Consider the following 5320-nt stretch of genomic DNA (forward strand, 5'->3'; position numbering starts at 1 on the left):
CTAATAAAAAGCCGAATCTACAAATTGCAGATTCGGCTTTTTTTGTAAGAAATATATAAATATTACGAAACACTCTCAAAGAGTTTTTGGTCTTCTTCAATAAAAGGTTGGTTACGTAAACGTTTACCAGTTGCTTTAAAAATGGCGTTGGCAACCGAACCACCCGTTGGTGGCAAAGCTGGTTCACCCAAACCAGTTGGGTCGATGCCATTATTGACGAAACTTACTTCTATGGCAGGAATTTCATTCATTTTTATCAATCTGAATGCGTTAAAATTCTTTTGGTCGGGCGTGCCATCTCTAAACGTCATATTTCCGTACATGGCATGGCCGATACCATCAACAATTCCGCCCATTACCTGATTTCTTGCTCCACTTTGGTTGACCACCACGCCACAATCAACGGCTGCGTATATTTTTTGCAAAACTGGTTTCCCTTTCTTCATTACTACTTCTGCCACTTGAGCAACATAAGATGCGTGTGAGAAATAAACGCTGAAACCGAGACTTACGCCTTTTTTCTTTTTACCCCAACCCGATTTTTCGGCGGCCAGTTCAATGACAGCTTTCATGCGGTCGATATTATATTTTATTTCGCCAGTTGGAGCAGTTTTGGCTTTTTCGAGTAATTCAAGTCTGAATTGTACGGCATCTTTACCTGCAGCTGTAGCTACTTCATCAAGGAAAGATTGTTCGGCAAATGCCAAGAAATTAGTAATTGGAGCTCTCCAAGGGCCAGTTGTAATCGGCGATTTATGCTCGGCTGAATCTATCAATAAATTTGAAACTGCTCCCGCTGGAAAATTATCTTGTCGAGTTGAGTTTCCAGCATTTATGCCAGCTCCACGAAGTGTGTAGCCAATCATATTGCCTTGTTTATCGAGAGCCGCACGGAAACGATAACGAACCGCAGGACGATAACTTCCTCCACCCATATCATCTTCACGGGTCCACATTACTTTTACAGGAGCTTTGATAATGCTTGAAAGTTCGGCAGCTTCCAAAACGTAGTCTGTGCCCAAACGACGACCAAAACCGCCACCCATTTTTGTCAACTCAACTGTTACTTTTTCAGCAGGAATATTGAGTAGTTTTGCGGTCTGATTTTGAGCGTTTTGTGGTGTTTGTGTTGGGCCAACTAATTCTACGCCATCTTCTCGTACGTGAGCGAAGAAGTTCATTGGCTCCATTGGATTATGCGGTAAAAACGGACATTGGTATTCGGCTTCTACGATTTTTGCTGCATCTTTGAAAGCCGTTTCTACATCACCATCTTTTCTACGTACATCGGCTTTTCCATCCAATAATTCTTTAAAAATTCTATTATGGTCGTCGCTACTTTCGAGGTTAGCGGCTTTCTCCCATTCAATTTTAACTAAATCACGGGCTTTCTTGACTTCCCAAGTAGATTTTCCAACGATAGCAACTTTATCTTTGAACGAAACCACCTCTATACCACTTGCTGAAGCCTTCGCCGCAGAAGCATCGAATGATTTGAGTTTCATTCCGAAAGCAGGTGGACGCTGAATCATGGCGAATTTCATTCCTTCACGATAAAAATCGAGTCCGAAAAGTGGTTTTCCCGTCAAAAGTGCTTGATTATCAACGCCTTTTACGGTCGAACCAATGAGTTTGAAATCTTTTTTATCTTTCAATTTTACCTCAGTTGGCGGGGTAAGTTTGGCTGCTTCTGTCGCCAACTCTCCATAACTCAACTTTTTGCCTGATGCTGTATGAATCACAAAACTTTTTTCGGTCGAACATTCGCTTGCCGAAACTCCCCAACGTTTGGCGGCCGCTTCTACCAGCATTTGGCGAGCAGTTGCACCCGCTTTGCGGAGGCGTTGCCAAGAGTGAGGAATCGAGCCACTACCACCAGCAACTTGGCGTTCAAATTTCTTGGTGTCGAGCGGAGCTTGTACAACTTTTACGTTTGCCCAATCAGCATCTAATTCTTCGGCTACGATTATCGGGAAAGCAGTTTTAATACCTTGTCCAATTTCAGGATTTGGCGAAAAAATCGTTACGATTCCGTCAGTTTGGATAGATAAAAAGGCATTGAAGGCGTTATTTCCTGCTTCACTTGCTATACCTTCTACTACTGTGGCCGCCGAAGCCTCTTGTCCAAACCAATTGAAACCCAAAATTAAGCCACCAGCACTCAGTGCGGTTGACTTTAAAAAATCTCGTCGGCTATTATTTTTTGTCATTATAGTATCTGTTTATTTTGGATGATAGACGAAGAATAAGTAAAAGATAGTCAAAACTTTATTCTATCATTCTAACATTCACTCATTCAAAATTACATTTTTGTTGCCGCTAACTGAACCGCTTCTTTGATTCGGTGATAAGTACCGCAACGGCAAATATTTCCTGACATCGCCGCTTCGATTTCTTCCAAACTTGGTTTTGCATTCTTTTTCAAGAAAGCCGCCGCAGTCATCATTTGTCCAGTCTGGCAGTAGCCACATTGTGGTACGTCGATGGCATCCCAAGCTTTTTGTACTGGGTGGTCGCCTTTTTCAGAAAGTCCTTCAATCGTGGTGATTGTTGCATCAGCAACCGCCGAAACAGGTAATACGCATGAGCGAGTTGCTTCGCCATTGATATGCACCGTGCAAGCTCCGCACTGGGCCATTCCGCAACCGTACTTAGTGCCTACAAGTCCGAGATTATCACGCAAGACCCATAATAATGGTGTGTCGGGCGATGCTTCGGTTTTGAGGGTTTGACCGTTGATTTTGAGGTTATAATTTGCCATTATCGAAATGTTTATTGAATGTCTGAATCTATAACTAAAATTACACTAAAAGTTCTTGAAAATATGCTAAAAGTATAAAGTTTTGAATAAAAATTCGACCAAAATGTGGTTTTTAGCGATTTTAAGGTTTCAAAATCAACTTTCCTGTTTTTACTTTTTCAATCTCTGCTCGATTCATCAGTTCGGGGCGTGAACCACCTTTCACAAACATTTCAGCTTGGTCGTCGTAGTGTTTGCTTAAAAAATGTCCTGATTGACCCGTTGGTAGTACGCTTCGACCATGTTCGACATCAGCAAAATCAACAATTCTGCGTAAGGCTGGGCCGTAAGTAACTTTATAAGTTCCACTCGAATCGACCGAAAAATCAAGGTTATTGATGGTTTCTCGACCACCTGGGGCTGGAAGTGGCCCAACATTGAAATATTTTCCTACAACTGGCAATATACCAAGCGGGTGATTGTGCGTAAGCGTATGCACTTTTTCCCATTTCCACGCAGTCACGTCGCTACCGAGTTGTTTTTCGAGACTTGCCAGTGCTTCATTCAGCGATGTTGTCAGGATTTCGGTGCGAGTTTCTTTGTTTTTTGTCGAAACATTATCCCACCACGGCGAAGCATCATTTCGCATCAATGTTGCCATATTTCGCTTAAAATTACCGTTGTGTTCAAAAGCCTTGAAAACTTCGTTGCCCAATTCATCTTTGATGGTATTTACAAAAAAATGATAAAGAAAACGGTAATAAATTGTTGGTTCGATGTCTTCTAAATCGTGCGAACCGTCCCATTTAGCCAATTTTTCTAAACCATTTTTTGCCGAGGGACTTAGCTTGTTTTTATCAATTACTGGCAAAATATCTTTTAAAAGCCCACTAAACGATGAGGAAGTAACATCATTTATGACGCTTCTGACGCTTTCCTGAGTCCAATCTTTTTTATCATTAAACAAAAGTTCTTCGATTCGGCTTGCACGATTCCCTGGAACGTAGTAACCCGGCACTAAGCCATTTCCCATATCGGCTGGCTGATTATTAGCGGTGTAAAGTACACCACGTTTTGGGTTTAAGATTTGAGGATTCAGCGAGAAATCGTACCAACCTTGTGGGTCGTCGTTGCCCGTTGAGCCATCTAAAATCAACATTGGATTTACATGGGCTGGACGTTTAGGGAGTTTTCCTGCTGCCCACCACGCAATATTTCCTTCGGTATCGCCCCACATAATATTTAGGCCGGGCGAAGTAAGTTTGCTGGCGGCTTTGCCGGCTTCGGTAGCATTTTTTGCGTGAGCCATTTCGTAGAATGCCTCTAAATGATAACTTGGAAATTGGTTATAAACCCACCAAAGAGCAATCGGGTCTTTTTGGTCGGCCATTTTATCAAAACTATCATTCATCAAGATACCGTGGCGAGAAGTTTTTACGGCAATTTTTACATCGGCCGCATCTTTTACTTTAATGCTTTCTTCACGCACTTTCAAGTCTTCCCAATGGTCTTTGTACCAAACTTGATTGGCGTTGGCAGGATTTGCTTTTTCACGGAAAAAATCAACGTCGTCATTTTCAAACATCGTCAGACCCCAACCGCCGTATTGTGAATGTCCCAATGCTCCAACGGGAGTTCCTGCCAAGAAGTTGCCGTAAAACTTAAAGTTTGGACATTCGAGATGAGCTTCGTACCAAACCGATGGCTGCGAAAAAGCAATATGTGTATCGTTCGATAAAATTGGCTTACCCGATTTAGTTTTTGAACCAGCAATTACCCAGCCATTTGAGCCATGATAAGGCGGAAAAAGTGCATTGGTTTCGATGTTGGTCAGTTGATTGGCCATTCGTGCCAAAGCCGTAGATGAAGCGATATTCTCTTGGGCGTTGGTCGGAATTTTTGGTTCGTTGGCTGGCCAACCAGTCATTACATCTTTCCAGTATTCTGGGCCGTATTTGTTTTGAATCATAGTAGAAATAGCTTCCGAACGGAAAGCTTCGGCAAACGTAAAGCCCATGTAGCCCATAATTATCTGCATATCGGCCATTTCAAAAGGCGTTTTTTTGATGCCCGCAATCGAAAACTCAGGGGGAGTTTTGCCGTTTTCAATGTATTCGTTTACTCCTTTTATGTAAGCTTGTGCTGCTTTTACGAATGGTGCATTAGGGTTTTTCATCAAAACTGAATCAATCGTCCATTGGGCGTGCTGACGGAAACTGAGTGTTCGGAAAAACTTATCTGATGGGAGTGCCTTTTCGCCAAAAAGTTCTGCTAAGCGTCCATCTGCCAAACGGCGGAGTAATTCCATCTGAAAAAGGCGGTCTTGGGCATGAACGTAACCAAATGCTTGAAATAAATCGTCTTCGTTTTGGGCGTAAATATGCGGAACTCCGTAGTCATCATAAATCACTTCGACTGGTGCTTTTAGTCCTTTGAGTTGTAATTCGCCATCGAGTGTAGGTTTGGTGCTTTGTAGCCAAAAATAGGTGCCAATGCCCGCCACAACGAGCAAAATGAGTAATCCGAGAAGGATTTTCTTCAATACTTTCATCGAACAATAGTTTTTAGGTTGATTGAGTT

Annotated in this window: 3 protein-coding genes; all 3 read right to left on the bottom strand. The window is 42.3% G+C overall.

The genetic code is table 11. The features are described from left to right. Nucleotides 1–62: 62 nt before the first annotated feature. A complete protein-coding gene (locus ACOVO2_RS10345; RefSeq protein ID WP_421769893.1) occupies nt 63–2210 on the bottom strand; it encodes a molybdopterin cofactor-binding domain-containing protein in 2148 nt (715 codons plus the stop codon). A gap of 92 nt (nt 2211–2302) precedes the next feature. Further along, nucleotides 2303–2761 carry a (2Fe-2S)-binding protein gene (locus ACOVO2_RS10350; RefSeq protein ID WP_188763619.1) on the bottom strand — a complete coding sequence of 153 codons (459 nt, stop codon included), beginning with the start codon at nt 2759–2761 and terminating at the stop codon, nt 2303–2305. 121 nt (nt 2762–2882) lie between these two features. Beyond that, nucleotides 2883–5320: penicillin acylase family protein (locus ACOVO2_RS10355; RefSeq protein WP_421769894.1), on the bottom strand; the 2438-nt coding region annotated here is incomplete at its 5' end.

It is taken from the genome of Emticicia sp., from assembly GCF_049241225.1.
Taxonomy (GTDB): Bacteria; Bacteroidota; Bacteroidia; order Cytophagales; family Spirosomataceae; genus Emticicia.